Genomic DNA, 25130 nt, shown 5'->3' on the forward strand with positions numbered 1-25130 from the left:
TACTCGGCCGGCGCGTCCAGCGTTGAGCCTGACTGCCTGAGTCGAATACGTCAGCTCGCGTTGCGACGCGCCACCCTCGAACAGCCATGCGCTGATCGGGGGCTTTTTTGTGTTCCGGCGAATTCCGCGCCAGTCCGGAGTCAGAACAACACAGTTAGGAACGAAGACGGTGAGTGCACCTACCGCACGACCCGGGCCATCGGCCCGCAGGTCAGCGCCTTCAACGGGAGCCGGTGACCCGGCGACCACGCCCGCCCGCCGCCAGGTCGCGCCCGAGCGCGTCACCGGCGCGCAGTCGGTCGTCCGGTCCCTCGAGGAGCTCGAGGTCGACACCGTATTCGGCATTCCCGGCGGCGCGGTCCTTCCCGTCTACGATCCGCTGTTCGACTCCGAGAAGGTCCGCCACGTGCTGGTGCGCCACGAGCAGGGCGCCGGTCACGCGGCGACCGGTTACGCGCAGGCCTCCGGCAAGGTCGGTGTGTGTATGGCCACATCCGGCCCCGGCGCGACCAACCTGGTGACCCCGCTGGCCGACGCCCAGATGGACTCGGTCCCGATCGTGGCGATCACCGGTCAGGTGCCGTCGAGCCTGGTCGGCACCGACGCCTTCCAGGAAGCCGACATCTCCGGCATCACCATGCCGATCACCAAGCACAACTTCCTGGTGAAGGACCCGATCGACATCCCGCGCATCCTGGCCGAGGCGTTCTACCTCGCCGCCTCGGGCCGTCCGGGCGCGGTCCTGGTCGACATCACCAAGGACGCCCTGCAGGCCCAGACCACGTTCTCGTGGCCGCCGGAGATGCGTCTGCCCGGCTACCGTCCGGTCACCAAGCCGCACGGCAAGCAGGTGCGCGAAGCGGCCAGGATGATCCTGGAAGCCAAGCAGCCCGTGCTCTACGTGGGCGGCGGTGTCATCAAGTCCGACGCCTCGGCCGAACTGCTCGAGCTGGCCGAACTCACCGGTATCCCGGTGGTCACCACCCTGATGGCGCGTGGCGCGTTCCCCGACAGCCACACCCTCAACATGGGCATGCCCGGCATGCACGGCACCGTCGGTGCCGTGGCCGCGCTGCAGAAGTCGGACCTGCTGATCACCCTCGGCGCCCGCTTCGACGACCGCGTCACCGGTCAACTGGACTCCTTCGCGCCCGACGCGAAGGTCATCCACGCCGACATCGACCCCGCCGAGATCGGCAAGAACCGCCACGCCGACGTCCCGATCGTCGGCGACGCGCGCGAGGTCATCGTCGAGCTCATCGAGACCCTCAAGGCCGACCCGCAGACCGGTGCGGCGCCGCTGCTGAACCTCACCGAATGGTGGGCCTACCTCAGCGAGATCCGCGACAACTACCCGCTGGGCTGGAAGACCCCGAGCGACGGTTCGCTCTCGCCGGAGTTCGTCATCGAGACCCTCGGTCGCCTGGCCGGGCCCGACGCGGTGTACTGCGCCGGTGTCGGCCAGCACCAGATGTGGGCCGCGCAGTTCGTCAAGTACGAGAAGCCGCGCACCTGGCTCAACTCCGGTGGCCTGGGCACCATGGGTTACGCGGTGCCCGCCGCCATGGGCGCCAAGATGGGTGCTCCGGAGAAGGAAGTCTGGGCGGTCGACGGTGACGGCTGCTTCCAGATGACCAACCAGGAACTGGCAACCTGCGCGGTGGAGGGTGTGCCGATCAAGGTCGCGCTCATCAACAACGGCAACCTCGGCATGGTCCGCCAGTGGCAGACGCTGTTCTACGAACAGCGCTACTCCAACACCGATCTCGGCACCCACACCCTGCGCATTCCCGACTTCGTCAAGCTGGCCGAGGCGCTGGGTTGCGTCGGCATCCGCGTGGAGAAGGAAGACGAGGTCGAGGACGCCATCCGCCAGGCCCAGGCCATCACCGACCGTCCGGTCGTGATCGACTTCATCGTCGGCAAGGACGCCCAGGTGTGGCCGATGGTCGCCGCGGGCACCAGCAACGACGAGATCATGTTCGCCCGAGGCATCCGCCCGCTCTTCGACGACGACGACCAGGTCTCCGAACCCGCCGTCATCCACGAGGCGATGGAACGCGAGCAGGGCGCATTCGAGAAGGGCAACCAGGCATGAGTACCACCCACACGCTGAGCGTTCTCGTCGAGGACAAGCCGGGCGTGCTGGCGCGTGTCGCGAGCCTGTTCTCGCGCCGCGGCTTCAACATCGAGTCTCTTGCCGTCGGTGGCACCGAGATTCCCGAGATCTCGCGCATGACGATCGTCGTCACCGTCGACGATCTGCCGCTCGAGCAGGTCACCAAGCAGCTCAACAAGCTGGTCAACGTCATCAAGATCGTGGAGCAGGACGCCGACGCCTCGGTGGCCCGCGAACTGATCCTGGTGAAGGTGCGCGCCGACGCCTCGGTGCGCACGCAGGTGATCGAGGCCGTGCAGTTGTTCCGCGCCAAGGTGATCGACGTGTCGCCCGACGCGCTCACCATCGAGGCCACCGGCACCCGTTCCAAGCTCGACGCGCTGCTGCGCATGGTCGAGCCGTACGGGATCCGCGAGATCGTGCAGTCCGGTGTCGTGGCGGTGGGCCGCGGACCTAAGTCCATCACCGCGACACGCTGATATACACCAGGGTGGTTCCCCGCGAGCGGGGACGATCCGTCGATCACCGCCACCCGCTGACCAGCGGGCAGCGACCTCCCCGATAACTTCTTCTCAACGAATTCTCCAGAAGGGACCAATCAAGTGGCAGTCGAGATGTTCTACGACGACGACGCTGACCTGTCGATCATCCAGGGCCGCAAGGTCGCCGTGATCGGCTACGGCAGCCAGGGTCACGCGCACTCGCTGAGCCTGCGCGACTCCGGTGTCGACGTGCGCGTCGGCCTGGCCGAGGGTTCGAAGTCGCGCCCGAAGGCCGAAGAGGCCGGGCTCACCGTCGGCACCCCCGCCGAGGTTTCCGCGTGGGCCGACGTGATCATGGTCCTGGCGCCCGACACCGCGCAGGCGTCGATCTTCACCAACGACATCGAGCCCAACCTGAAGGACGGCGACGCGCTGTTCTTCGGCCACGGCCTCAACATCCACTTCGGTCTGATCAAGCCCCCGGCCGACGTCACCGTCGCCATGGTCGCCCCGAAGGGCCCCGGCCACCTGGTGCGTCGTCAGTTCGCCGACGGCAAGGGTGTTCCGGCCCTGATCGCCGTCGACCAGGACCCGAAGGGTGAGGGCCAGGCCCTGGCGCTGTCCTACGCCAAGGGCATCGGCGGCACCCGCGCGGGCGTCATCAAGACCACCTTCAAGGAAGAGACCGAGACCGACCTGTTCGGTGAGCAGGCCGTGCTCTGCGGTGGCACCGAGGAACTGGTCAAGACCGGTTTCGAGGTCATGGTCGAGGCGGGCTACGCCCCCGAGATGGCCTACTTCGAGGTCCTGCACGAGCTCAAGCTGATCGTCGACCTCATGTACGAGGGTGGCATCGCGCGCATGAACTACTCGGTCTCCGACACCGCCGAGTTCGGTGGCTACCTGTCGGGCCCGCGCGTCATCGACGCCGGTACCAAGGAGCGCATGAAGGCGATCCTGTCCGACATCCAGGACGGCACCTTCGTCAAGCGCCTGGTCGCCAACGTCGAGAACGGCAACACCGAGCTCGAGGGCCTGCGCAAGGCCAACGCCGAGCACCCCATCGAGGTCACCGGCGCCAAGCTGCGCGGCCTGATGAGCTGGGTCGACCGCCCCATCACCGAAACCGCGTAAGTTCCGCGCCGAAGAGCCCGTCCGCCTCACACGCGGACGGGCTCTTCCGCGTTTCTGACGTAATCTGGGGGGTGACAGAAGAAACGCCAGCTCAGCGGCTCAGACTTGACTTGGAGATGTCTGAATTCGGCGTGCAGATGTACCGCACCCGAATGCGTCGCATGTATCCGAAGGCGTCTGCGGCCGATATCGACGCCAAGGTCGCTTCCTGGCTCTTATCCCGATCTGGAACCGCTGACGCGGTCGGCCAGCCGACCGCGCGATTCGCGTGAACGCACTCGAATCAGCGCTGCGGCGCGCGAGAGCCGATATAGACAAGCTGGGGCTGCATCCTGATGAGCTGGGTCGACCGCCCCATCACCGAAACCGCGAATTTCGTTTTCGCGAGGGGCCCGTCCGTGAATCATGGACGGGCCCTTTCGGTTTGCATGGAGTTTGCGGTGGGGTGATCGGCCGCGTCGATGGTCTGGTTCTTGCTGTTCGTTCGGAGTAGCGGGAGACTTGCCCGATGACAACCGTCGAGGATTTCGATCGTGATGCGGTGGACTTGGGGCGTGCTGCGCGGAAGATGGTGGCGCGGTCGGAGTTGGGGCAGTGGCGAGCGGTGGCGGGGCGGGAGGATCCGGTGACGATTCTCGAGCGGCAGGGTCAGACGCGGGTGCCGGAGTTGCTGCCGATCCGGTACGCGCGAATGGCCATCTCGCCGTTCACCTTTCTGCGCGGGGCGCCCGCGATCATGGCGGCGGATCTGGCGAGTGGGCCCGACACCGGGCTGACCGTGCAGCTCTGCGGTGACGCGCATCTGTCGAATTTCGGGCTGTACGCCTCACCGGAACGCAACCTCGTCTTCGACGTCAACGACTTCGACGAAACCCTGCCCGGCCCGTTCGAGTGGGACGTGAAACGGCTGGCCGCCAGCGTTGCCGTCGCCGCCCGTGACAACGGTTGTTCCGACACGCAGGCGGGGCGGGCCGCCGAAGCCGCCGCGCGGGGGTACCGGGAGGCGATGGCCGCGATGGCCGACCTGGATTCGCTGGCCATCTGGTACGAGCGGGTCGACGCCGACGGGGTGACGGCGACCATCCCGAAGGAGAAGCGGCGCAAGCTCGCGGAGAAGACGATCAAATCGGCCCGCACCCGGACCAGCCTCGACGCGCTGGAGAAACTCACCGAACCCGACGCCGACGGTGTTCCCCGGATCAAGAATCAGCCCCCGCTGCTGGTCCCGATCGAGTCCCTGATGGAGAAGGACATCACCGCGGTGCTGCACGACTACCGCCGTAGCTTGCCCGACGAACTGCGCGTCCTGCTCGACCGCTACACCGTGGTCGACATGGCGATGAAGGTGGTTGGCGTCGGCAGCGTCGGCACCCGCTGCTTCATCGTGCTGTTCATGGACTCCGAATCGGGTGCTCCACTGTTTCTGCAGGTCAAGCAGGCGGAAGCATCCGTTCTCGCGGCGCACACCAAGCCGAGCAAGTATCACCATCAGGGCCACCGCGTGGTGGCGGGACAGCGCCTGATGCAGGCGGCCAGCGATATCTTCCTCGGCTGGGCGACGGGACCGGCGGGCAACGACTTCTACTGGCGGCAGCTCAAGGACATGAAGGGCTCGGTCGACATCGGCGCCCTGAGTCACCACGAGCTCGCCGGATACGCGGGCCTGTGCGGTGGCGTCCTCGCCCGCGCCCATGCCCGCTCCGGCGACCGGCTGGCGATCAACTCCTATCTGGGCGGCGGCGACAAGTTCGACCGGGCGATGACCGAGTTCGCCCTCGCCTACGCCGACCAGACCGTCGCCGACCGTGACGTGCTACTCGCCGCGATCGATTCCGGCCGGGTGCCCGCCGCCGCCCACCCGTACTGACGATCCCTCCCGATCGGCATCCGTCGACCGGATCAGCGCGATGCCGATCGCGAAGAACCACAGCGTGGTGAGCCCACCGACGGTCGCGGTGGTGCCCCACCCGTTGGCCGCGTAGAACTCGGCCGGTGTGTTGCCGAAGTACAGCGACGGCACGAACGCGAAGTTCACCGCCGCGTGTATCCCGCTGACGGCGACGCACCAGCGGGGGAACAGTCGCGTGGCGGCGACCGCGAAGGCCACCAGGAACAATCCCTCGAGCAGTCGCGAGACGGTCCCGTAGAGCACATAGGTTCCGCTGACGGTGATCGTCGGGTCGATCGGCTCGGGTGCCGCGATCACCGCGCCCACTTCGAGCCCGGTCGAGACGAGAGCGACGGTGAGCCAGGCTGTCCCGGCGGTAGCGGCCAACGACCCGAACCAAGCGCGTTCCGGATCGCGCTGGCGCACGATGTGGGCGAACCCGCTCATGAACACCACGAACAAGGTGGCGCCGATCAGTCCGAGCAGGCACCGGGTGAGCACATTGGCGTCCGGTGGCGGCCCCGGGTGGACGAAATACAGCGGAAGCACGATCAGCGTGCACCCGGCGCCCGCACAGGCCGCGGCGCCGGTGATGCGCTGAATTGTCTTGATACCCATGTCTGTCGGACCTCACCGCCGAGCTGAACAAACCCGGCTCAGTATTAGTATAAGGATTAAACTATAAGGCCTATGTTAAGTTGACGGAACCCCGAAGCGAGCGAGGAGACGTTGACCGGCAAGTCAGGACCGCGCGTCGGCCGCCCGGCCGAACTGGACGCACACCGCATCGTCGCGACGGCCCTCGCGCTCGCCGACCGCGACGGTCTGCGCGGTGCCTCGCTGACGAAGGTCGCTGCCGCGCTTCATGTCACGCCGATGTCGCTGTACCGGCACATCGGGTCGAGAGACGGCCTCACCGATCTCATGGCCGATACGGCGTTCGGCCCGCCACCGGCCATCGGCCCCGACTGGCGTCCGGCCCTGCGTGCCTGGGCGAACGGTCAGCGCACGGCCTTCACCCGCCACCCCTGGATCACCCAGATCCCCGTGACCGGCCCGCCCCGCGGCGGTAACGCGTTGGCGTGGATGAATGCCGGACTGGCCGCGCTGCGGGACACCGGCCTGGACTGGCGCGCCAAGATCGGTGCGATCACCGTCGTCGGTGGGTATGTGCGGCAGGCGTTCGTCACCGACCGGCACATGGCCGAGCGACGCGGTGCCGAGCAGCGTAGTGAGGCGCAGGACCTCGAGGCATACCAGCACGACGTGTCGGCCTTCGATCTGACGGATCTGCCCGAGGTCGCCGCTCTTTTCGCCGATCGGGCTTTCGCCGACGTCCCGCCGGACGAGGAATCCTCGGACCACGATTTCACCTTCGGGTTGGAGCTGATCCTGGACGGCATCGCCGCCGCCATCGCCGGATCCGGGCAGCTTCCGGGCTCGTAGCGTGGCCACCGGAAACGCGCTCGATATACTCATTACCGATGAGTAACTTCTTTCCCTCGGTGGACCAGGTGACCGACCGGCTGGCGGCCGCCGGTTACCTGCCGTCCCTCGACATCGCGACGGCGGTCTTCCTCGCCGACCACCTCGGCAAGCCCCTGCTGATCGAGGGCCCCGCCGGTGTCGGCAAGACCGAGCTGGCCAAGGCCGTCGCCGCCGCGGCGGGCGCCGACCTGTTGCGCCTGCAGTGTTATGAGGGCATCGACGAGGCCCGCGCGCTCTACGAGTGGAACCACGCCAAGCAGTTGCTTCGCATCACCGCCACCTCGGGCGAGGGATGGGACAGCACCCGCGATCACGTGTTCTCCGAGGAGTTCCTGCTGGCGAGGCCCCTCCTGGCCGCCATCCGTAATCCGGACCCCACTGTCCTGCTCATCGATGAACTCGACAAGGCCGATGTGGAGCTGGAGGGTTTGCTGCTCGAGGTGCTCGGCGACTTCCAGATCTCGATTCCCGAACTGGGCACGGTCAAAGCCGCGCGCCGCCCGTTCGTCGTGCTGACCTCCAACGCCAACCGCGACCTGTCCGAAGCCTTGAAGCGGCGCTGTCTGTACCTGCACATCGACTACCCGACCGCCGAGTTGGAGCGTTCGATCGTCCGCTTGAAGGTGCCGGAGCTGGACGAGACCCTGGCCGAACCCGTGGTTCGCACGGTGGCCGCCCTGCGTCAGTTGCCGTTGCGCAAAGCGCCGTCGATCGCCGAAACAGTCGATTGGGCGAAGACATTGGTGGCCCTGCGCACACGTGAGATCACCGCCTCGGTGGTGCGATCGACCCTCGGGGTATTGCTGAAATACCAGTCCGACCACCGCGTCGCCGTCGAACGACTGGTCCTCGACGGGGAGAGTCCACGGCCATGACCGCTCCCACCGATCGCCTGGTGGACTTCGTCGGTCTCCTGCGGGAGCACGGCATTCTGGCCGGACCGAGTGAAACCATCGACGCGGCCTCGGCGATCGTCGCCCTCGGTCCGGACGACACCGACCGCCTGCGCTCCGGTCTTGCCGCCTGCCTGCTGCGCCGCAACGGTCAGCGCTCGGTCTTCGACCAGCTCTTCGATCTGTACTTCCTCGGTACGCAACTGCCGGTACCGCGACCGAGTGCCGACCCGGAGTCCCTGCGCGACCGGCTGATCGCGACCCTCGTGCAGGGTGCCGACACGGCGGAACTGGCCAGGGAGGCCCTCGACACCTTCGGCGCCTACGGCGGGGCGGGGGAGAGCGCGGGGCGGGTCACCCAGGCTTCGGGTGCGGGCTGGTCGTCGTATCTGACGATGAAATCGCTTCGCCCCGAAGAGATCTCCGAACAGGTCGCCCGAACCATGGGCGGCACGGGGCAATTCGATGCCGCCGTGCACACCATCGAAGCGCGACGGCGCGTCGACCAGTTCCGGACGGCGGTGCAGAACGAGGCCCGTCTGCGCTCGGCCGAACTGCGCGGCACCGATTACATCGCCCGCCGTGGTGTCGAGAACTCGGCGGACCGAACAGATTTCCTCGGCGCCCGCGAACAGGACCTGGCCGAGATGCGTCGGCTGGTGCACCCCCTGGCTCGCAAACTCGCGACCCGTTTGGCGGTGCGCCGCAAGAAGGCGGTGCGTGGGCAGATCGATCTGCGCCGTACCCTGCGTCGTTCGATGGCGACCGGTGGCGTGCCCGTCGACCCGGTGTTGCGGGCCCGCAGGCACGGCCGTCCCGATCTGGTTGTGCTGGCCGATGTTTCGGGCTCGGTGACCGGTTTCTCCGAGTTCACCCTGCAATTGGTGCAGGCGCTGCAGGACCAGTTCAGCAAGGTCCGCAGTTTCGGCTTCGTCGACACCTGCGCCGAGATCACGAGCTTCTTCACCCCCGGTGAACCGCCACCGCCCGGCTTCGCGCGGAGCATCGTGCGCGAGGGCGGCGTCGCCCGTTTCGGGTCGAGCAACTACGGCGAGGCCTTCCAGGGTTTCGTCGACCGCTATCTGGACGCCCTCGGCCCGCGCACCTGCGTGCTCATCCTCGGTGACGCCCGCACCAACCGCACCGACCCGAATCTGGCTGCGCTGGAAGCGATGTCGGAGCGGGCCAAAGCGGTGTACTGGCTCAACCCGGAACCGTCGAGTTCGTGGTCGACCGGCGATTCCGCCGCCGACACCTACACCGACATCGTCACCATGCACGAATGCCGCAATGTCCGCCAGCTCACCGAGGTGATCGGCCGACTCTTACCCGCCTGAGTCAGGCGGTCAGCCGGACGACCGCGTACTCGCGGCCCGCTTTGTCCTGGTACTTGCCGTAGCGCGGCTGGGCGGTGGTGATCGCCGCCCACGCGCTCGCCCGCTCGGCACCGCACAGCACGTGCGGTGTGGCCGGGACCGGCTGCTCGCCGGGCAGCTCGATGGTGGCCTGTTCGGGGTGGGTCATCAGGTTGCGGAACCAGTCGGGGTCGCCGTTCTTGCCACCGGAGGCCACGAGCAGCCAGCCACCCTCGCCGTCGGCGAACCAGGAGATCGGGGTCTGCCGCGGTTCGCCGCTGCGGCGACCGACGGTGTGCAGGATGAGCACGTCCATGCCCATGAAGGTGCCGTTGCCGCCGCGGATCTTGCGGTTCATCCTGGCATTCATCTTGTGCTGCATCCAGCGCGAGAAACCGCTGTGGGTCTGCTGCTTCGTGCTCATCGCTAGGGTCCTTTCGGGTGGTGCGGAGAGGGCTCAGCCCCAGGCTCCGGCGATCTGACGGGTGGTGGCGTTGAGCCGGTTGAACATGTTGGTGATGCCGATCATCAGCACGATGGCGGCGAGCTGGCGTTCGTCGAAGTAGCTGGCCGCGTGGTCCCAGACCTCGTCGGTGACGGCGTCGGCGCGGTCGGCCATCCGGGTGGCGGCTTCGGCCAGTTCCAGCGCGGCGCGTTCCTCGTCGCTGAAGTAGGGCGTTTCGCGCCAGGCGACGACGGTGGCGAGGCGCTCCTCGCTGACACCGGCCTTGCGTGCGCTCTTGGTGCCCGCGTCGACACAGGAGCTGCATCCGTTGACCTGGCTGACCCGCAGGTGCACCAACTCCAGGATCTCGCCCTCCACCCCGCCGCTGTTGATGGCGCCGAAGATCTCCTGGATGGGGCCCATCGCGCCGGTCAGGATCATCGCGGGGTTCTGCATACGGGACTGCATGATGTTCTCCTCGGTTTCGCTGTTCTCCGCTGCTCGCGGTGTGTCTCCATAACAGCCCGGCGCGTGCTCCGAAACGAGGTCTGTGGGACACTCTGGGACAGCGGAAAACGGCTCTGACCTTCGGATTGTCGGCGGGAAAATAGTCGTTTCGGACCGGGACACGGAGTGCGGAACAGTGGTGGTGCGACAGCGGGCATACCCGCAGGACGAGCTGGCGGCGCGGTTGCGCATGATCCAGGAGCTGTCCGGACGTGGGGTGCGGGCGCTGGCGCGTGACACGGGGCTGAGTTCGTCGTCGCTGTCGCGCTACCTCAACGGCCAGACCGTGCCGCCGTGGCCCGCCGTGCTGGAACTGTGCCGCCTCGTGAAACGTGATCCGCGCCCGCTGCGTCCGCTGTGGGAGCGGGCCAACAACCCGTTGCCCGCCCCGCCCAAGACGAGCCGTCAGGTTGCGCCACCGAACCTGCCCGCCGAAGCCGTCCCCCCACGCAACGACCTACCCCGCGACGTGCCCGACTTCACCGGCCGCGAAGCGGCGCTGGCCGAGGTGCTCGCCGCCGTGCGCACGAGCCGGGTGGTCGCCGTCGACGGCATGGCCGGTGTCGGCAAGTCGTCGCTGGCCGTGCACGCCGCGCACCAGCTCGCCGCCGAATACCCCGACGCCCAGCTGTATCTGGACCTGCACGGCTTCACCGACGGCCGCCGACCCCTCGACCCCGACGCCGCCGTCCGTGCCCTGCTCTCGGCGCTGCGCGTGCCGTCGGAGAAGGTGCCCCAGGACGGTGGAGTCGAACTGCGCGCGGCGTGCTGGCGTGCCGAGCTGGCCGGTCTACGGGCGGTGATCGTGCTCGACAATGCCGCCGACGCCGCCCAGGTGAGCCACTTGCTGCCCGGTGCGGGCGAATCCGTCGCCATCATCACCAGCCGCAATCGCCTGCTCGAGCTCGACGAGGTGCCGCCGGTGACCCTCGACGTGCTCACCGCCGAGGAGAGCGCCGAGCTGCTCGCGCGGGCCAGCGGCGATTCGCGGGGCCCGGACGGCAGGCTGGCCAGGGAACCCGAACAGGCCGAGGAAGTGTTGCGGCTGTGCGGCAATCTGCCGCTGGCCCTGCGGCTCGCGGCGGCCAGGTTGCGGCATCGGCCCGGCTGGTCGATCGGCATCCTGGTCGAGCGAATGGCCGAGGGCGCAACGGAATTCGACACCGCCTTCGGCATGTCGGTCCGTCAGCTCAACCGTGAACAGCGCCGCCTGTTCCGGTTGCTCGGCCTGGTCCCCGGCTCCACCTTCACCGATTACGTCGCCGCGGCGGTGGCCGATGTGCCGGTGCGAGCCGCCCGCGACATGCTCGAGGACCTGCTCGACGCCCACCTCGTGGAGCAACCCGCCGAGGGGCGCTACCGGCTGCACGATCTGGTGCGCAGGCACGCGCGTCAGGCCAGCGCCGACCACGACACCGAGGCCGACCGCGAACGGGCACTGCGCCGCATCCTCGACTACTACGTGCACACCGCGGCCGCCGCCGACGCCGCGATGCCGTTCCTCTCGCCGACTCGTCCCGTCTCGGCCGGACCCGAACCGAAAGCGGTGCCGCACTTCCCGAATCGCGATGTCGCGTTCTTCTGGTTCGTCAGCGAGTACACCAACCTGATGGCGGTGTTCTACGCGGCCGTGGAGATCGGCGCCAACGAGCACGTCTGCGAACTGCCACGCTTTCTGCGTACCTTCTTCGCCCGCCGTTGTGGCACCACCCACCTGAACGCGCTGTTCGAGCAATCCCTCAGCGCCGCACAGCGACTCGGTGATCCCCGCCAGCTCGCCGAGGCGCACAGCGATCTGGGTTTCGCCCGCTACAACGCCGGTCGGATGGCCGAGGCGGCCGCCGCCTATGCCGCCGCGGCCCCGTTGGTCGCCGCGGCGAGGGACCCGCTGCCCCGCGCCGAACTCACCATGCGCTGCGCCCAATTGCGGTGGGACGAAGGTGATGTGACCGAACCGCTCGAACTGTTCCGGCAGGCCCACGACCTGTACACCCGCAGCGGCTGCCCGACGAGCGCCGCCGACGCGCTCGCAGGCGAGGCGTGGGCGATGCTGCAACTCGGCAAGCGTGCCGACGCCGAGGACTTGGCCAGGCGCGCTCTCGCCATTCCCGCCGACGACCCGGATCGGCCGCCGTCACTGCAGGCCCAGATCGCCCTTGGTGTCGCGATCGCTCCCGACGAACCCGCCGCGGCCCTGGGGCATCTCGACAGCGCGCTGGCCTCGGCCCGTGCCGACGGGCACAAGCACAACGAGGCATGGTGCCTGAACTGTCGCGGTGTCGCCCTGCGGGAGGCGGGTCGCTACGACGAGGCCCTCGACAGTCACCGCGAGGCCTTCGCCCTGCTCGACGACCTGTTCGAACCGCACTGGAAGATCCACTTCCTCAACGGCTACGCCGAAACATGTCGCCTGGCAGGGCTTTCCGACGAGGCACTGCGCCTGTACAACGAAACGCTCGACCTGGCACCGCGACTCGGGTACCGGTTCGAGCAGGCCAGGGCGAACCAGGGCATCGCCGATGTCCTCGACGACTCCGATCCTGCTGCCGCGCAACAGCATCGCGCGGCGGCCGAGGAGTTGCTGAGCGAACTCAGCCCATCGATTTGGCCCCGTCCAGAGCCTCCCGAATGATGTCGGCGTGGCCGGAGTGCTGCGCGGTCTCGGTCATGATGTGCATGAACGTGCGTCGCGCGCTCCACCGGCCACCGGGCTCGAACCAGGGCGCCGTCGGCAGCGGCTGGGTGGCGTTCAGATCGGGCAGCGTGCGCACCAGTTCGTCGGTGCGAGCGGCGACCTGATCGTATTCGGCGAGCAGTCCCGCGAGCGTTTCACCAGGCAGCATGCGGAACGCATTGCCCCATTCCGCGATCTGCTCCTCGGTCATCGACTCGAAATCCGGCCCGGCCTCGGGTCCGTCGACGATGAACTTCGCCCAGTTCGCCTCCACCGCCGCCACGTGTTTGATGAGCCCGCCCAGGCACAGTTCGCTGACGGTGGTGCGCAGCGCGGCCTGTTCGTCGGTGAGGTCGCGGGTGGTGTTGCGCAGGAAGTAGCGGTGCTTGGCCAACATCTCGAGGAGGTCGGCGCGTTCGGTGTCGAGCACTGTTTCTGTCATGAACCCAAGGTAGAAGACATTGCGGTCAGTTTCTGTCCGCAATGCGCGGATACTGAGAATATGGCTGATACCAGTGCACGCACCCTGCGTCTGTTGTCGCTGTTGCAGACCCACCGCTACTGGCCGGGCACCGAACTCGCGGCGCGGCTGAAGATCTCCCCGCGCACCCTGCGCCGCGACATCGACCGCCTACGCGACCTCGGCTACCCCGTGGACGCCCGGCCCGGCATCGAGGGCGGTTATCAGCTCGCCGCGGGCGCGGCCATGCCGCCGCTGGTGCTCGACGACGACGAGGCCGTCGCCATCACCGTGTGCCTGCAGGCCGGTTCCGAAGGTGCCGGTGACGGCCTGGCCGAACCGTCCGTGCGCGCCCTCGGCAAACTCGGCACCGTCCTGCCCGCCCGGCTGCGCCGCCGTGTCGACGCCCTACGCGCGATGACCGTGTCCGCGGGTTGGCACGCCGTTCCACTCTCGGATGTGGACCCCGCGGTGCTCACCGACCTGGCGCTCACCTGCCGCCGCGAGGAACGCCTCACGTTCACCTACACCGCCGCCGACGGTCGCACGAGCGCCCGCGAGGTCGAACCCCACCGGCTGGTCTCCCTCGGCCGCCGCTGGTATCTCGTCGCCTACGACCTCACCCGCCATGATTGGCGCTCGTTCCGCGTGGACCGTCTCACCGACTCCCACGCCACCGGCACCCACTTCCGCCCCCGTGAACTACCCGCCCCCGACGCCGCCACTTTCGTCCGCGACGGAATAGGCGGCGCCCGAACGGGGTACCGAGTGGTCGTCGAGGTCGCGGCGTCCCCCGAGTACGTCCGCGCGCGGGTGGGCCGGTGGTGCGCCATCACACCGCTGCCCGGCGACCGCACTCTGGTCGAGCAGACGGTTGACACCCTCGACTGGCCCGCCTATCTCCTCGGCCGCGTCGAAGCGGACTTCACCATCCTCGAACCACCGGAACTCGCTGCGGTGGTGAGTGATTGGGGATCGCGTTTCGCCCGCGCGACGACGTCGGATCAGGTCGAGCGATAGGTCGGGCGGTGTCCCCCACGCCGGGATTCGGCCGCGACGGCCGGTCCGGGGGTCAGTCCACGCTGCCGAAGGCGCCGTGTGGCAGCAGGTGGTGCAGCAGCTTCCGCAGCGGGTGGTGGCCGAGGTGCAGGCCGTTGTCGTGGTGACCGTCCCGATCGACGAATTCGACCGAGTGCGTGGGTATCTCGGCGGCCGAAGCCTGGGTGGCCACGCCGCCGAGGGGAGTGGCGACGAGGGCGCCGATCACGGCGACCCGGATCACGGTGCGGTGCGGAGAATGGGTGGACATGGGCAGATCCTCTCGGGGTGGAGCCTTCGGACCCAGTCTTGCCCATGTCGGCGCCGTTGTCGCGCGATCGCTACCGGTATCCGTCCTGCGGACGCGGCGCTCGGGGATGGTGGCCGCCCGGAGCCCACTGTGCCTGTGGTGCTGCGTATCCGGGTGCTTGCGGCAAGCCGGGGTGCTGGTAGGGCATGCCTGGCGCGGCCGGTGCCCAAGCTGGCCGATTACCTCGTCCACACCACCGTCGAGTCGAAGGCAGGAGTGCGAGCAGCAAGGTCACCGCCGGGAACACGAGCAGCAGGATCGACAGGAACCACGGTAGGTCGATGTACGGTCCGAGCAGCGAGTTCACGGCCGACTGATCGAACACCACTTCACGGTAGCTGCTGCTGCCGATATCGAAACGCCCGAACTGTGCGACGGTGATGATCACCCCGGCAACGTAGGCGCCGATGACTCCCGCGCAGCCCGATGCCACCATCATCGGCCCGGAACTCTTGCGCCGGAACAGCACGATCGCACCGATCAACAGCAGCACCGCCGCCACGATGTCGACCACCAACAACACCGCCGAGGCGATGGAGGCCCAGGCAGGCGCGTACCCCCATCCGAAGGGCGGATAGTCCGACGTCACCATCCGTCCGACAGCGGCGATCATTCCGACGACACCGACGAGCCCGCCGACCAGCGCCGATATTCCGGTGAGGATCGCCGTCCCCCCGCTGGGCGGTCGTTGGACTGGCGCGGGATACATCAGGGTCCTCCTCGAGTCGGCTGCAACCACTCTGACTCATACCCGTCGCACTGTCGCGCCACGCGTCGAGCTCACCCCCGATGACGTTGCGTCCGCCGCCGTTCGAAGAACAACTGATCCACTTCCACCGGCTCCACCATCGCCGTGATCTCGGCGAGTCTGCTGTCGTACCGATGCTCGGTGATGCACCGGTGCAACCGGGCGCGCCGCTCCGGCCCCAACCCGCTCCACACCTTCCCGAACCGATTCTGTGCCTCCGGACCCGACGCGGCGACGAGATCGAGTAGCGCAGGCCAGCCCCCGGCTTCGGTGGCCCGCGCGGGGAGCTCCGCGACTGCCGTGTCCGACAGCGCGGCCAGCGTGTTGCCGACCTCGTTCCTGGCCCGCTCGTCCATGCGTGCGGCGAGGGCGAACATCCCCCGCCAGCTCTCGGCATCGTCGCAGTGCTCCAATGTCGACACCACCCGCGCACCGACACCCGGCTCGTCGAACACCCGATTGCCGACCAGCGACCACAGTCCGAGCGGCGTGAGATGACCTACCAGCGTGAGGAATTCGGGCACGGCTCCCACCGTCAACGCGTTCCTGACCAGCCTGGTGACATCGGCGGGCTGCGCGTTGCCGAACAGCACGTCACCGACCCGGCGCACCACATCGTCCGCGCACCGTGAGAACACCGACAGTGCGGCGTGCTGCAGCCCCGGCGGCCCGTTGAGCACCGTCTGCAACATGCGCGGGATCCGGTGATGCGGTCCGTCGAGGAGCTGGCGGACGACGGCACTCAACACCTCGGCATCGAACGAATACGCCGCCGAGTAGATCAAACCGGCGTCGTCACCCACCCCCGCCTCGACCGCGGCGATCAGTTCCGTTGTCGCGCAGGACAAGAACGGACCAGCGGTCACATAGTCGCGCCGCCGCAACAACTCGTTGACGATCCGCACCACCGGCCGCGTCGGCGCCTGATCGGCCAGCCGCGCGATGGCCCGGGGATCCAGGTACGGCGCGCAGTCCGCCGCATAACCCGTATCCAACATCGACAACGTCTCCACAGCCTTCTGTGGATGCTCCACCCCCACCGCCCCCGCGGCCCGCCCGGTCATCATCGGCGGAACCAGCTTCTGCACCAACGGAATCGAGATCGACAGCGGAATGTAGGGCACCAGCGAACTGATCCGCCGAAACGTCATCGCGTGCTGATCGAACAACACCGCCGACACCTGCGCCTGCAACTCGTGCAACCGCGCCGCCCCCAGATACCGCAGGTGATGCACCCGCTGCGGATGTACATGCAGGGTCCGCGCCAACAGGATCAACTGCGCCCGCGTGGTCAGATCCGTCATCGCCCACCGAACATGATCTTCTTCGCCACCCGCCGCAACGGCCGAGGCAAAGCCCCGACCAACGAGTCGATCGACCTGTCCATCGTCGCCGCCTCGAACGTACCCGCCGCCCTGACCAGCTCGAACAGATCCCTGGCCTCCCGCACGGGCAGCCGCTGCACAGCAGGCAACCCCACCGCCCCACCCCCGTCATCCCCAGTACGGATGGTCATACGAGCTCCCCAATACACAGTCCTACCACTCCGAGGATGCGCCTCAACCTCGGTGTTGGACAGCGTTTACGCGAATAGCTGTGTGCAGCACTGAAAATGCGTGCCCAAATACATGTAACCCACGCTTACGGACGAACTCCGCTGGGAGCGAAGGCGTCGGATGGAGCGAAGGCGTACCCCGTACCGCGGGATACGGATGCACCTAAGACGCGAGTTCCGCCGCTCAATGCACAGCGGGCTACGACACCAACGCCCCTTGGTGCTCGGTGGACGGATGCCGACGGTCAGCGATGGTGTCCGACGGAAGTCGGTGTCAGTGCACTCGGTTCCTGCACGCAGTTCTTGTCGGCCCCTGTCCATAGCATGACGTCCGGTCGAGGATCGGTCCGATGTTGGGGCCCGAGAAGGTGGTTTCGAGTGCAGGTGAGCGGCGATCAGGTGGTGCGACACTTCGGTTCGACAGGCGCGGCCCGAAGGCGCCTTGAAAAGTGGAAGGTTCTACCTAACCGGGAGTACGTGGCTGAGAAGGTGCGCGCACATGTCAGCTCTGCCATCTACGAGGTCGACCCCGCCGAGATTCGGGACCTCGAGACGGAGCATCCGCTGGGCGTTCTGTGGGAGAATTTCGACAGCACCGTTCAGCTCGTGAGGGATTGGCGTCCTGACTTCGCCTTTTCGCATCTCTTCCATTTCTGCCTAGAAGATCTCGGTCGGATCTTCAGCTGGGAAGAGTTTCGCGACGATTGGAGTGCATCGCCTGCCAGGCGCAGCTGGCTGTGGGATCCGGCCTGGGTTGTGCATCAGAAGGCGGTCGACAAGCTGGTAACCCAGCGTGGATGCACAGAGGCTCAGGCAAGGGCTGCTGTGCGGAACGCGCTGCGATGGCGTATCGGCACCTTCTACTACTCGTTTCTGCGTGAGATCTACGTCGTGGGCCGGCTTCGCAATCTCGGCCTACCTGCACTGAGCCACCCGCTCGCTGATGCCCTCTTCCGTGCTGACCTGTGGTGCGGAGATGCCGTCGTCGGAATCTATATCGACAATCCCAACTATCGAAGCACTCGGGGAGGTCGAAAGCATCCAGCGCAGTACTACCTGGGCGACCAGCCAAGATTCCGCTTCATCGATCTGGAGATGTCGGCGCCGGAAGGGTTTGGGACGGTGGCTTTGCCGACCGACGACGACCTGAACCGGTGTGTCCGCGCCATTCGTCAGTCTCAATAGCGGGAAGGGCAAGCAACTTTCGGCAACTAGCCTCGGTCTCATCGGTCCGTTGAGGCGCTGGGGGAGGAGCGAACCGGGTCGGCGGGTCGGGAAGGGAGTTCGTCGGTGTCGTGCACGAGCCATCGGAAGAACTCCACGATGTGGTTGTTGACATTGGAGCCAACCTGTTCGGTCGCGTGCCGTGCGCGTTGCCGCAACTCGGGGTCGGCGCGGTAGATCGAGGCAGGGTAGCGGTGCTGGCTGGGCATAACCCCACTCTGCCACAGAGTGGATATCCACCGAAAAGTGCGCTATCCTCGGTGGATATCCACCCGCTACCTCTAGGAGATCTGCATGCTTGTGCCACATTTCGCCGGATCGACCTCGAAGATGCGAAAGATGGTCGGAGGGGTCGACTAGTGTCTACCGATGTGGGCTCACAGACGTGGAAGATGATCGATCTGTTCGCAGGTTGCGGCGGTATGACCTCGGGCTTTGTGGCTGCGGGGCCCTACAAGCCGGTCATGGCGGTTGAGTTCAACTTCGAAGCCGCGGCCACCTATGCGGCCAACTTCGGAGAGTCCCACACTCGGTATGCCGACATCTCGGATATCCCCGACGAAGACATCCCAGAAGCTGATGTGATCATCGGCGGCCCACCGTGTCAGGGTTTCTCCAACCTGGGGTCGAAAAACGTCCATGACCCGCGCAACAAGCTATGGAAGGAGTACATCCGCTTCGTTCGGCATGCTCATCCCCGGGTTTTCGTCATCGAGAACGTTGACCGCTTCTTCTCCTCCAGCGAATTCGCCCTGCTCAAGTCCGAGGCTCGCCCTGGGGGACTGTTGCAGGAATACCACCTGGAGGCCGGGTTCCTACTGGCCGCGGACTTCGGAGTACCACAGCGCCGCAAGCGGACCATTGTGATCGGATCTCGGATAGGCAAAATACCACTGCCGTCGCCGACACATGCGCCCATCGGCGCGATGGGCGATCTGCCGACATGGCACGGCACTCGTGCGGTTCTGGAGGGGCTTCCCGAGGTGCCGGCTACCAAAGAGTTCCCTGACTCCTGGGTCTCGGTCTTCGGTGAACGCGTACGTGGGCTGTTCAAGACTCCTGATCTGCATATCGGGCGAAATCCCACGCAGCTGTCGCTGGACCGGTACCGGCACATCCCGCCCGGAGGTGGCCGATTCGATCTGCCGGATCATCTGCTGTCGCGCTGCTGGCGCGAGAAGAAGACGGGCACCACTGACGTGATGGGTCGAATGCGGTGGGACGCACCGTCGTTGACGATCCGAACCGAATTCTACAAACCCGAAAAAGGTCAGTACCTGCACCCGCAGTGGGATCGCGAAGACCCGGCTTGCAGTGTCGATCGCCCGATCACTCACTACGAGGCTGCCCGGCTGCAGAGTTTTCCGGATTCCTTCGTGTGGTGTGGTAGCAAGATCGAGGTCGCTCGGCAGATAGGGAACGCCGTGCCGCCGATGCTGGCCGAAGCTATCGCGCACCATCTGAAGCCCTTCCTCGAAGGCAGTGCCGCCGAGCGTGACGCCACGAGTGCACCGCTACCGTGCCGGCTGTGCAGCGGTCGTCAATAGCTGATCGTCGGAAGTGGTGCCGTAGGGGTATCGCTATCGATGGCTGCGAAGAGTTCGCCTCCGATTTCGGCGACGTTTCCTGCGGTGCCCTCAGGGACACGCACCAACCGCACCGACATCAATTCTCCCTTGGCTGGGATCGGTAATCCTAATGCCGCTGCTATCCGCGGGCCCTCATTTTGATGACCCAGTATCGCAATCCCCTCCTTACTGAGTGTTATCCGTGCATCGCGAACTCGCTTCATTGGATCGAGCTGTTGAGCCACGGTTTGGGTGGCGTTTCGGCTGATAGTGACACCACGCACGAGCCGGAACATATCTGTGACGCGCCGTTGTCCCGTCTTACCTGCCAGTATTTTCTCTCTCGCCGCTGGTGGCAGCGAAAGAATGAAATTTTGTGGCAACGCGCCGTGTTTGCATATCCACACGATTTTCCCCCGCCCTTGCGCGTTGATCGTCTTTTTTCCATCGTTGTTCGTGCCATTATTCAGCCAATCTGGCTGGATCCGAAGTACTCCCACATCGAAAGTCCCCGTGTGGTCGTTCGCGCGCATGAGTAAGCAAATGTGCCCAACGGCTTCCCGTGGGATTGTCCAATTGCTGCCGATCGTCCACTTGGCGTCCACTTCGTGACCTGCGATCTTATAGTCCATATGATCGCCTCTCGGTAGTTCGAATTTGGCACGTATAACTATCTCTACCTTTGTCCCGAGGTAGGTCTTTTCAGTCTTGTCGAGTTGGTCTTTGTGATGGGGGTCGAATCTGCCTGTACGTTGCCCATCAAGTACTTCGTCAATGGACTGGCGCAAGCCATCCCCGAATCGTTGCTCCACGTCCTTGTATTGACGAAACCACTCCAGAACCTCGGCGACCCCCACATCGGACTGTGCGTGGACAACCGGACTGGACACATTGAAGAGGACATGATCAGACTCGCTCACCGCACGAATGTAGCTCGAGCTGCGTCATGTGGTCTCTTCCCGAGTGAACCCGACACTTCGTTCTTCAGCGCTGGCGCCGCTCACGTCTGGCTCGGTGCGCGCAAGTCCGGGGAACTACAGCTGCCGACATCATCGGAAACCAGTCGGTCGGTACTTCATGTCGTGGCCCTCGCTAGCGGGATGGAGAGAGGTGGTGGCACAGTTGCCTATGTGACAGCACCATTTGCAAGGGACTTGTGTGGGTATCGATCCAACGGCAATCCTTCGACGTCGGACAGCAACGACGCTGGGTCGATCGAGTGGGGGATGGCATTGTTCGATGCCTTGGGAGTCCCCGCCGAAAAGCCTGAGATTCCCCAGGTGGGGCGGCGGATGGAAGAGCTTGCAGCGAAGCATCTTGAAGGACTTCGTTCCGATTTGCTATTTCGCGGTTCGCGACCAGCGATGGAGTTTCGTCAATATTATCATCTGGCGGTGTTCAAAGATTTTACACGGAAGTACGCAGATCCAGGTTCTGAACTGGCCGACATAATTGTTGAGCTCACACAGAATTCGTCGCCAGCGATTCATGATGCATTGATTTCTCGGCTCAAAACTGTGAGCGTTGCTATTGGGGAAAATCATCAGCTCGTCTCGGACCTTGTCAATTCTATGCCCGAGGAGTCTCTTCTCAAGCTGGATGTTGCCATCGCCGCACCACAGCCGGAAAATCGACTCCTCATCGGCCTGTCATCGAAATGGTCGTTGCGGACAGACCGCGCTCAGGACTGTATCTCCCAAGGATCCAAGCTGGTGAGTTTGCGACGTGGGCACATGCCTCATTACGCGGTGCTCACAATGGAACCCAGACCCGCAATGCTACGTCTGATCGCCTACGGGTCAGGCGCTGTCGACTGCGTCTACCACCTTGCTCTGCAAGAACTGCGAGATGCGGCGAGAACGCTCGAAGGACGTCGACGCCGTGCACCGTGGGCTCCCCGGGCTCTACTCGAACGCATGGTTGCTCAGGGGCGTGTTCGTGACTACGGTGAACTCGTAGCAGAGGTGCGACGCCTCCCGACTTGGTGAGCTGATCAATGCTGACCGGTGCGCGTCTTCGGATTGCTCGGTTCATTTCGGGTGAGCCGGCGAATGAGGTGGGCGTAGTCGCTACGTTCATATGCGAGTCGTGTAGCTCCTTTCCACTACCGGATCGTAGGTAAATTTGGGTCGAGGGTGCTCTGCGCGTTGGTCACGACCTCGCGAACGTCGTTCTAGTCCCTCAATCTTCAATTTGAAGCGATGAGGTGGCGCGGATCATGGTGAGCTGGTGAACCTTTGAAGCTTTGTAGCGCAGTCCGGGAACCGCTGCGGGTGCTCCGTGGGCGGTGAATCCGTGGCGTTCGAAGAAGCGGACTGCGCGGGAGTTTTCGACGAGGGTTTGTAGGTAGCAGCCGGGGGAGTTGTTCGCCGCGAGGTGGTCGAGGAAGTGGTGCATCAGGGTGTCGGCGGCGCCGGTGCCTCGGGCCGAGGGAGTGAGGTTGATGTGGAGGTGGGAGGGCCAGCGGGGGTCGGTGAGTTCGGCGGCGAGCGGGAGGCGGCGGACCCTGGCTACGAGGGTGTCGGCGAGGGCGCGGGCGAAGAAGGTGGCGGGTTTGCGGCGGGAGATCAAGCGGTAGTGGCGGATCGCGGATTCGAGGCGGGCTTCCTCGGTGGGGAAGGAGGTGCTGTCGACGCAGCCGGTGAGGTAGCCGACCAGGCGGCCGTCGTCGACCGCGAGGAACAGCGACTCGGGTTCGAGGTCCATATAGGGATCGAGGTAGACGGCCTTTTCGGATTCCGGGTGGCCCCAGAGGGTGGCAGTCGGGGAGCCCTCGCCGACATGGGAGGCCAGGGCCGTCAGTTCGGGACGGTCGGCCTCGGTGTATCCACGGATCTCCACCAACCCAATGTACGGACGGAGGTCAGTTGGCGGGGCAGATTTTGATGGCGTCTCGGGAGATGCAGACGTCGTATTCGCCCGGGGCGGCGATGACGGCGTTTCCGTAGGCCGAGCGGATGAATGGTGATGTGTACCAGCGGTTTTCGCGCATGTCTTCGAAGAAGTCGCGGTCGGAGCCGTTGAGGAAGATGTGGGATCGGGTGGTGGGTCGGCCGTCTAGGCGTTGGCCGTAGAGGCGGGTGAGGGTGTAGCCGGAGTGGAAGCCGAGGGCGTTGACCCAGGGCTCCAGTTCGACGATGGCCGCTTGCATCACCCACAGGTCGCCTTCGACGCGGTGGGTGGTGCGGTCGGTGACGGCGCCGTCGGTGTCGAAAGTGGTGACGTCGAGTTCGAGGGCGCGGTCCCCGACGGTTTTCGCGACCACGTGGGCGGCTTTGATTTCGCCGGTCAGGCCCAGGTAGGTCTGGAGGAGGGTGGCGATCCAGAGGAGCAGGGTCGCCGCGAGCAGCAGGGCGGTTCCGGGGATCGCCCGGCCCAGAACGGATTTGAGGCCGCGGCGGCGAGTCCGGGGGAGGGCAGCGGCGACAAGGAGGGCGAGGCCGATCGCGAGCAGGACGAGCAGGCCGATCTGGGGGAGCCCGAAGGACACCGGGAAACTCATGAACTGGGTATACCCCGAAAGTCGGTGCGGCAGGCGGTGACTAGAGGGACTGGGAGTCGGAATCCGGCAAGGAGGGCTGACGGCGGCGCAGGATCGTGGCGACGAGGACCGCGCAGACCAAAGCCATGACCACCGCGAGGGTGGCGGGCACCGGCCCACGGTCCACGTCGGTGGTGCGATACCAGGCCGAGGAATAGGCGAGGTGGCCGAATTCGGTGTCGCTCAACGCGACACCGAGCGAGGGTACGAACAAAACGCACAGGCCGACGACCGCTGAGGAGGAGTTGATCGGGACCGCGCTGCCGATGCCGTAACCGCAGACGGCCCCGAGCGCGAGACAGCCGACCGCGGCGGTGAGGCTCGCCGGTGGCGCGGTCATGTCCGCGGCGAGGGTGAGGCAGGCCAGTGCCACGATCCAGAGGGCGGCGGCGAGCGGGCGGGGGCGGCGCAGGCCGAGGCCGAGACCGAGGGCGATGGCGACGAGGGTGCCCAGATCGACCCAGCTGTCGCGCGGCAGGGTGATGACGAGGCTGCCCGCCACCGAGAACGACGACATCAACACTGTGAGCACCCCGTCCCGCTCGGGCAGCACGAAAGCGGCGGCCGCGGTGGCGACGAGCACGATGATCGAGGCGATGACGACATGGCGCAGGCTCGTCTTGTGGTGCGACACGTGCAGCGAGGTGAAGATGATCGCCGAATAGACGAGCACCGCGGCGAACACGGGTGCGAGGGGGATCGCGGAATCGGTGTGTGACGGGGCGGGTGCGGCGCTGGTGAGCGCGAAATACGCGAGCGCGAGCACACTGCCCCCGATGAACCACAGCGGCAGGGTGCCCGCGAGCGCGCCGTCGAAGCCGCCGGTGGTGTCGTCGGTCGGGGTCTGGGTGAGATCGCCGAGCACGGTCGCGCCGATCGCGGCGAACAGGTAGGCGATGCGCAGCCTCGTGTCGTTCCACACGGCCACCGCGGTCGCGCCGAGTGCCATCCCGGCCAGCACGGCGTCGACGAAGTTCAGCGTCGGCAGGGACACGCCGCCGTCGAGTCTGCCGTCGCTGCTGTCGCCCGCCGCGAGCAGGTGGCTCAGCAAGATCCCGGCCAGCGCGAGCAGCGCGGTCCAGCGGGCGGTGCGCACACTGCCGACCGCCACGGTGACGGCGGCGGTGATGACCGCGACGAACGCGCCGCCGGTCATCGCGCGGGGAATGTTGAACACGAGCAGATCGTCGTGGGTCGACTCGCCCAGATCGGCGAAGCTGATCGGCATCATGATCGCGAGGACGGCCACGGAGGTGGCGACGACGACCGTGAGTGCTTCGGCGGCGGGCCTGGCCGCGACGCGGATCATGGGCGGCCGTGCCGGAGCGGGGGTCGCGCAGGCTGATGAGGCACCGGATCTCCGTTCTCGCGGACGAACCTGGCTGGAGTTTATCCAGCGTGGGCGCGTCGACCGGTCCGTGCGCTGTCGTGTCGTGCCCGGCGACATGCGACCATGGACGAATCGGCATGTCAGACAAATGATCAGGAAGGTCGGTGGATGACCGGCGGCGTGGTGAGCTGGTTCGACGGCGGCAAGGGGTTCGGCTTCATCACCCCGGACGCGGGCGGACCGGAGGTGTTCGTGGAGTACACCGAACTCGTCGGCGCGGGGTTCCGCACACTGCGGGCCGGTCAGCGCGTGGAATTCACGGTGCACGAGACGCGGCGCGGACCCGAAGCGCAGCGGGTGCGGGTTCTCGA

At 66.2% G+C, this 25130-nt stretch carries 27 protein-coding genes; 14 read left to right on the forward strand and 13 right to left on the reverse strand.

Annotated features, from left to right (window positions below; all coding sequences use genetic code 11):
• Positions 1 to 169: 169 nt before the first annotated feature.
• The 5 genes from NC7_RS26345 (at position 170) to NC7_RS26360 (ending at position 5602) form a co-directional block, all read left to right on the forward strand.
• A complete protein-coding gene (locus NC7_RS26345) occupies positions 170 to 2098 on the forward strand; it encodes an acetolactate synthase large subunit (RefSeq protein WP_067988028.1) in 1929 nt (642 codons plus the stop codon).
• A complete protein-coding gene (ilvN, locus tag NC7_RS26350; protein WP_067493262.1) occupies positions 2095 to 2598 on the forward strand; it encodes an acetolactate synthase small subunit in 504 nt (167 codons plus the stop codon). Before NC7_RS26345 ends, ilvN begins: the two co-directional genes overlap by 4 nt.
• 123 nt (positions 2599 to 2721) lie before the next feature.
• Positions 2722 to 3735 carry a ketol-acid reductoisomerase gene (gene ilvC / locus NC7_RS26355; RefSeq protein WP_067636871.1) on the forward strand — a complete coding sequence of 338 codons (1014 nt, stop codon included), beginning with the start codon at positions 2722 to 2724 and terminating at the stop codon, positions 3733 to 3735.
• 71 nt (positions 3736 to 3806) lie between these two features.
• Positions 3807 to 4007 (forward strand): hypothetical protein, encoded by a 201-nt coding sequence (locus NC7_RS30600; protein ID WP_373861280.1) that lies wholly within the window; start codon positions 3807 to 3809, stop codon positions 4005 to 4007.
• Positions 4008 to 4243: 236 nt separating this feature from the next.
• Positions 4244 to 5602 carry a DUF2252 domain-containing protein gene (locus NC7_RS26360; RefSeq protein WP_067988033.1) on the forward strand — a complete coding sequence of 453 codons (1359 nt, stop codon included), beginning with the start codon at positions 4244 to 4246 and terminating at the stop codon, positions 5600 to 5602.
• On the opposite strand, the gene NC7_RS26365 is transcribed toward NC7_RS26360, so the two are convergent.
• Positions 5549 to 6241 (reverse strand): hypothetical protein, encoded by a 693-nt coding sequence (locus tag NC7_RS26365; protein WP_174550271.1) that lies wholly within the window; start codon positions 6239 to 6241, stop codon positions 5549 to 5551. The genes NC7_RS26360 and NC7_RS26365 overlap by 54 nt on opposite strands.
• A 111-nt stretch (positions 6242 to 6352) precedes the next feature.
• On the opposite strand from NC7_RS26365, the gene NC7_RS26370 reads away from it, so the two are divergent.
• From NC7_RS26370 to NC7_RS26380, 3 genes are read left to right on the forward strand one after another with little or no spacing between them, the layout of a single operon-like run.
• On the forward strand, positions 6353 to 7069 hold the full coding sequence (locus NC7_RS26370) for a TetR/AcrR family transcriptional regulator C-terminal domain-containing protein (RefSeq protein ID WP_067988035.1): 717 nt from the start codon (positions 6353 to 6355) through the stop codon (positions 7067 to 7069).
• A 38-nt stretch (positions 7070 to 7107) separates the two neighbouring features.
• Positions 7108 to 7986: an AAA family ATPase gene (locus NC7_RS26375; RefSeq protein ID WP_067988038.1), complete on the forward strand. Its 879-nt coding sequence runs from the start codon at positions 7108 to 7110 to the stop codon at positions 7984 to 7986.
• Complete coding sequence (locus tag NC7_RS26380; protein WP_067988041.1) at positions 7983 to 9341, forward strand: vWA domain-containing protein; 1359 nt, start codon at positions 7983 to 7985, stop codon at positions 9339 to 9341. Before NC7_RS26375 ends, NC7_RS26380 begins: the two co-directional genes overlap by 4 nt.
• A gap of 1 nt (position 9342) precedes the next feature.
• Here NC7_RS26380 and NC7_RS26385 read toward each other — a convergent pair whose 3' ends face one another.
• Together NC7_RS26385 and NC7_RS26390 are read right to left on the reverse strand one after the other, a co-directional pair.
• Positions 9343 to 9783, reverse strand: a complete 441-nt coding sequence (locus NC7_RS26385; protein WP_067988043.1) for a nitroreductase family deazaflavin-dependent oxidoreductase — start codon at positions 9781 to 9783, stop codon at positions 9343 to 9345.
• Positions 9784 to 9816: 33 nt separating this feature from the next.
• A complete protein-coding gene (locus tag NC7_RS26390; RefSeq protein WP_067988046.1) occupies positions 9817 to 10272 on the reverse strand; it encodes a carboxymuconolactone decarboxylase family protein in 456 nt (151 codons plus the stop codon).
• 181 nt (positions 10273 to 10453) lie between these two features.
• Between NC7_RS26390 and NC7_RS26395 the strand changes: the two genes are divergently transcribed.
• Positions 10454 to 12943: a helix-turn-helix domain-containing protein gene (locus NC7_RS26395; protein ID WP_236573735.1), complete on the forward strand. Its 2490-nt coding sequence runs from the start codon at positions 10454 to 10456 to the stop codon at positions 12941 to 12943.
• Here the strand turns inward: NC7_RS26395 and NC7_RS26400 are convergent.
• Complete coding sequence (locus tag NC7_RS26400; protein ID WP_067988049.1) at positions 12903 to 13427, reverse strand: DinB family protein; 525 nt, start codon at positions 13425 to 13427, stop codon at positions 12903 to 12905. The genes NC7_RS26395 and NC7_RS26400 overlap by 41 nt on opposite strands.
• Before the next feature lie 60 nt (positions 13428 to 13487).
• Between NC7_RS26400 and NC7_RS26405 the strand changes: the two genes are divergently transcribed.
• Complete coding sequence (locus NC7_RS26405; RefSeq protein ID WP_067988051.1) at positions 13488 to 14465, forward strand: helix-turn-helix transcriptional regulator; 978 nt, start codon at positions 13488 to 13490, stop codon at positions 14463 to 14465.
• A gap of 52 nt (positions 14466 to 14517) precedes the next feature.
• On the opposite strand, the gene NC7_RS26410 is transcribed toward NC7_RS26405, so the two are convergent.
• From NC7_RS26410 to NC7_RS26425, 4 genes are all read right to left on the reverse strand, one after another.
• Positions 14518 to 14754 (reverse strand): hypothetical protein, encoded by a 237-nt coding sequence (locus tag NC7_RS26410; RefSeq protein ID WP_067988053.1) that lies wholly within the window; start codon positions 14752 to 14754, stop codon positions 14518 to 14520.
• 70 nt (positions 14755 to 14824) lie between these two features.
• Positions 14825 to 15502, reverse strand: coding sequence for a hypothetical protein (locus tag NC7_RS26415; protein ID WP_157102184.1), 678 nt, complete (start codon positions 15500 to 15502; stop codon positions 14825 to 14827).
• A gap of 71 nt (positions 15503 to 15573) precedes the next feature.
• Entirely contained in the window at positions 15574 to 16845 is a 1272-nt protein-coding gene (locus tag NC7_RS26420; RefSeq protein WP_067988059.1) for a hypothetical protein, read from the reverse strand.
• Entirely contained in the window at positions 16842 to 17057 is a 216-nt protein-coding gene (locus tag NC7_RS26425) for a hypothetical protein (protein WP_067988062.1), read from the reverse strand. Before NC7_RS26425 ends, NC7_RS26420 begins: the two co-directional genes overlap by 4 nt.
• 417 nt (positions 17058 to 17474) lie before the next feature.
• Between NC7_RS26425 and NC7_RS26430 the strand changes: the two genes are divergently transcribed.
• Complete coding sequence (locus NC7_RS26430) at positions 17475 to 18281, forward strand: hypothetical protein (RefSeq protein ID WP_067988065.1); 807 nt, start codon at positions 17475 to 17477, stop codon at positions 18279 to 18281.
• 38 nt (positions 18282 to 18319) lie between these two features.
• On the opposite strand, the gene NC7_RS26435 is transcribed toward NC7_RS26430, so the two are convergent.
• Entirely contained in the window at positions 18320 to 18529 is a 210-nt protein-coding gene (locus NC7_RS26435; RefSeq protein WP_067988068.1) for a hypothetical protein, read from the reverse strand.
• A 183-nt stretch (positions 18530 to 18712) separates the two neighbouring features.
• Between NC7_RS26435 and NC7_RS26440 the strand changes: the two genes are divergently transcribed.
• Positions 18713 to 19867: a DNA cytosine methyltransferase gene (locus tag NC7_RS26440; RefSeq protein ID WP_067988070.1), complete on the forward strand. Its 1155-nt coding sequence runs from the start codon at positions 18713 to 18715 to the stop codon at positions 19865 to 19867.
• Here the strand turns inward: NC7_RS26440 and NC7_RS28740 are convergent.
• Positions 19861 to 20808 (reverse strand): NaeI family type II restriction endonuclease, encoded by a 948-nt coding sequence (locus tag NC7_RS28740; RefSeq protein ID WP_159372907.1) that lies wholly within the window; start codon positions 20806 to 20808, stop codon positions 19861 to 19863. The genes NC7_RS26440 and NC7_RS28740 overlap by 7 nt on opposite strands.
• A gap of 306 nt (positions 20809 to 21114) precedes the next feature.
• On the opposite strand from NC7_RS28740, the gene NC7_RS28745 reads away from it, so the two are divergent.
• Positions 21115 to 21876 (forward strand): NgoMIV family type II restriction endonuclease, encoded by a 762-nt coding sequence (locus NC7_RS28745; RefSeq protein WP_236573736.1) that lies wholly within the window; start codon positions 21115 to 21117, stop codon positions 21874 to 21876.
• A gap of 193 nt (positions 21877 to 22069) precedes the next feature.
• On the opposite strand, the gene NC7_RS26445 is transcribed toward NC7_RS28745, so the two are convergent.
• Genes NC7_RS26445 through NC7_RS26455 form a run of 3 tightly spaced genes read right to left on the reverse strand, consistent with a single transcriptional unit; the run spans position 22070 to position 24738 of the window.
• Positions 22070 to 22729, reverse strand: coding sequence for a GNAT family N-acetyltransferase (locus NC7_RS26445; protein ID WP_067988072.1), 660 nt, complete (start codon positions 22727 to 22729; stop codon positions 22070 to 22072).
• Between the two features lie 22 nt (positions 22730 to 22751).
• A complete protein-coding gene (locus NC7_RS26450; RefSeq protein ID WP_067988076.1) occupies positions 22752 to 23390 on the reverse strand; it encodes a hypothetical protein in 639 nt (212 codons plus the stop codon).
• Between the two features lie 40 nt (positions 23391 to 23430).
• Positions 23431 to 24738: a hypothetical protein gene (locus NC7_RS26455; RefSeq protein WP_067988079.1), complete on the reverse strand. Its 1308-nt coding sequence runs from the start codon at positions 24736 to 24738 to the stop codon at positions 23431 to 23433.
• Positions 24739 to 24927: 189 nt separating this feature from the next.
• Here NC7_RS26455 and NC7_RS26460 point away from each other — a divergent pair.
• On the forward strand, positions 24928 to 25130 hold a 203-nt coding region (locus NC7_RS26460; RefSeq protein ID WP_067988083.1), incomplete at its 3' end, for a cold-shock protein.

The sequence above is a fragment of the Nocardia caishijiensis NBRC 108228 genome, from assembly GCF_001612825.1.
In the GTDB taxonomy this organism is placed as follows: Bacteria; Actinomycetota; Actinomycetes; order Mycobacteriales; family Mycobacteriaceae; genus Nocardia; species Nocardia caishijiensis.

Coding starts and splice junctions, on each gene's coding strand:
- NC7_RS26425 (WP_067988062.1), bottom strand. CDS start 17,057: ATGACCATCCGTACTGGGGATGACGGGGGTGGGGCGGTGGGGTTGCCT.
- NC7_RS26415 (WP_157102184.1), bottom strand. CDS start 15,502: ATGTATCCCGCGCCAGTCCAACGACCGCCCAGCGGGGGGACGGCGATC.
- NC7_RS26450 (WP_067988076.1), bottom strand. CDS start 23,390: ATGAGTTTCCCGGTGTCCTTCGGGCTCCCCCAGATCGGCCTGCTCGTC.
- NC7_RS26440 (WP_067988070.1), top strand. CDS start 18,713: ATGATCGATCTGTTCGCAGGTTGCGGCGGTATGACCTCGGGCTTTGTG.
- NC7_RS26435 (WP_067988068.1), bottom strand. CDS start 18,529: ATGCCCAGCCAGCACCGCTACCCTGCCTCGATCTACCGCGCCGACCCC.
- NC7_RS26455 (WP_067988079.1), bottom strand. CDS start 24,738: ATGATCCGCGTCGCGGCCAGGCCCGCCGCCGAAGCACTCACGGTCGTC.
- NC7_RS26385 (WP_067988043.1), bottom strand. CDS start 9,783: ATGAGCACGAAGCAGCAGACCCACAGCGGTTTCTCGCGCTGGATGCAG.
- NC7_RS26375 (WP_067988038.1), top strand. CDS start 7,108: ATGAGTAACTTCTTTCCCTCGGTGGACCAGGTGACCGACCGGCTGGCG.
- NC7_RS26360 (WP_067988033.1), top strand. CDS start 4,244: ATGACAACCGTCGAGGATTTCGATCGTGATGCGGTGGACTTGGGGCGT.
- NC7_RS26400 (WP_067988049.1), bottom strand. CDS start 13,427: ATGACAGAAACAGTGCTCGACACCGAACGCGCCGACCTCCTCGAGATG.
- NC7_RS26410 (WP_067988053.1), bottom strand. CDS start 14,754: ATGTCCACCCATTCTCCGCACCGCACCGTGATCCGGGTCGCCGTGATC.
- NC7_RS26390 (WP_067988046.1), bottom strand. CDS start 10,272: ATGCAGTCCCGTATGCAGAACCCCGCGATGATCCTGACCGGCGCGATG.
- NC7_RS28745 (WP_236573736.1), top strand. CDS start 21,115: ATGGCATTGTTCGATGCCTTGGGAGTCCCCGCCGAAAAGCCTGAGATT.
- NC7_RS26405 (WP_067988051.1), top strand. CDS start 13,488: ATGGCTGATACCAGTGCACGCACCCTGCGTCTGTTGTCGCTGTTGCAG.
- NC7_RS26420 (WP_067988059.1), bottom strand. CDS start 16,845: ATGACGGATCTGACCACGCGGGCGCAGTTGATCCTGTTGGCGCGGACC.
- NC7_RS26365 (WP_174550271.1), bottom strand. CDS start 6,241: ATGGGTATCAAGACAATTCAGCGCATCACCGGCGCCGCGGCCTGTGCG.
- ilvN (WP_067493262.1), top strand. CDS start 2,095: ATGAGTACCACCCACACGCTGAGCGTTCTCGTCGAGGACAAGCCGGGC.
- NC7_RS26380 (WP_067988041.1), top strand. CDS start 7,983: ATGACCGCTCCCACCGATCGCCTGGTGGACTTCGTCGGTCTCCTGCGG.